This window comes from Micromonospora sicca, assembly GCF_003172935.1.
Lineage (GTDB): Bacteria > Actinomycetota > Actinomycetes > Mycobacteriales > Micromonosporaceae > Micromonospora > Micromonospora sicca.
The window spans coordinates 1-1,051 of record NZ_QGKS01000381.1 but is presented as its reverse complement, the minus strand read 5'-3'; the positions used below and the strand labels follow the sequence as shown (position 1 = coordinate 1,051).

General features: G+C 70.5%; 1 protein-coding gene. It reads left to right on the top strand.

Features of this window, described 5'->3' with window-relative positions; translation table 11 throughout:
- Positions 1 to 71 precede the first annotated feature (71 nt).
- Entirely contained in the window at positions 72 to 1,043 is a 972-nt protein-coding gene (locus DKT69_RS30270; protein WP_109804858.1) for an IS30 family transposase, read from the top strand.
- The last annotated feature ends 8 nt before the right edge of the window (positions 1,044 to 1,051 follow it).

Genomic DNA, 1,051 nt, shown 5'->3' with positions numbered 1-1,051 from the left:
CGGCAGGTTCAGCCGGTCGTAGCATTTGATCTTGGCGGTTCGGTGGGACAGGATGTTCCGCCGTGCGTGCGATGTTGACCCTGGCTGATCGTGAAGAGATTTCCCGTGGCCTGGCCGAAGGCTTGGAGTACAAGCAGATCGGTGTCCTGATCGGCCGTAACCCGTCGGTGGTCTCGCGGGAGGTCGCCCGGCGCGGCGGCCGCGGCGGGTACCGGGCCGCGGCGGCCGACGCGGCGGCGGCGGTGTCGCGGCGGCGGCCAAAGATGTGGGCGGTGGAACGCGCGCCGGGTCTGCGGGAGGTGGTACGCGAGCGGCTGCGGCTGGGCTGGTCACCGGCGTCGATCGCGGGCCGGTTGCCGTTCGACTACCCCGACGATCAGGCTTACCGGGTGTCTCACGAGGCGATCTACCAGTGGGTGTACGCCCAGCCGGTGTCCACCCTGGCGCGGGAGCTGATCGGCTTGCGCACCGGCCGCACGGCCCGACGTGGCGGGGCCCGTCCGGCACCGGCGCCGCGGATCCGTGAGCCCCGCTACCTCGACGAACGGCCCGCCGAGGTCGAGGGCCGGCAAGTCCCCGGGCACTGGGAGGGCGACCTGGTCATCGGCAAGGGCGGCAAGAGCGCGGTGGCGACCCTCGTCGAGCGCACCTCCCGCTTCGTGGTCCTGGTCCCGCTGACCGGCCGGGACTCGCTGACCGTCGGCGACGCGGTCATCGCCGCCGCCGGGACCCTCCCGCCGCAGCTCGCCCGGTCGTTGACCTGGGACTGCGGGTCGGAGATGGCCGGACACGCCCGGATCACCGCCGCCGGACTGCCGGTCTACTTCGCCCGCCCGCACTCACCCTGGCAACGTGGCAGCAACGAGAACGCCAACCGGATCCTGCGCGAGTACTTCCCCAAGGGCGTCCCGATCACCTCCGACCCGAAATACCTCGCGATGGTCGCTTCCGAGATCAACAACCGACCGCGTAAGATCCACGGTTGGAAGAAGCCCTCCGAGATATTCACCGAACTCGTCGAGGCGAATGCTTCCACCAGCTGAACCCGCCC

Excerpts from the sequence above, each read along its gene's own strand:
- DKT69_RS30270 (WP_109804858.1), top strand. The coding sequence starts at position 72 with ATGTTGACCCTGGCTGATCGTGAAGAGATTTCCCGTGGCCTGGCCGAA.